This is a genomic window from Paenibacillus taichungensis, assembly GCF_013359905.1.
Lineage (GTDB): Bacteria > Bacillota > Bacilli > Paenibacillales > Paenibacillaceae > Paenibacillus > Paenibacillus taichungensis.
Genome location: NZ_JABMCC010000122.1, coordinates 1 through 283 on the forward strand (window position 1 = coordinate 1; position 283 = coordinate 283).

Annotated in this window: 1 rRNA gene; it reads right to left on the bottom strand. The window is 50.2% G+C overall.

What is annotated here, in order from left to right:
- Positions 1-283 (bottom strand): 16S ribosomal RNA (locus HP548_RS33050); the annotation flags it as partial.

Sequence of the window (283 nt, forward strand, 5' to 3'; positions counted from 1 at the left end):
AAGTGCTGGCAACTAAGATCAAGGGTTGCGCTCGTTGCGGGACTTAACCCAACATCTCACGACACGAGCTGACGACAACCATGCACCACCTGTCTTGAATGTTCCGAAGAAAAGGTACATCTCTGCACCGGTCATTCAGATATCAAGACCTGGTAAGGTTCTTCGCGTTGCTTCGAATTAAACCACATACTCCACTGCTTGTGCGGGTCCCCGTCAATTCCTTTGAGTTTCAGTCTTGCGACCGTACTCCCCAGGCGGAGTGCTTAATGTGTTAACTTCGGCA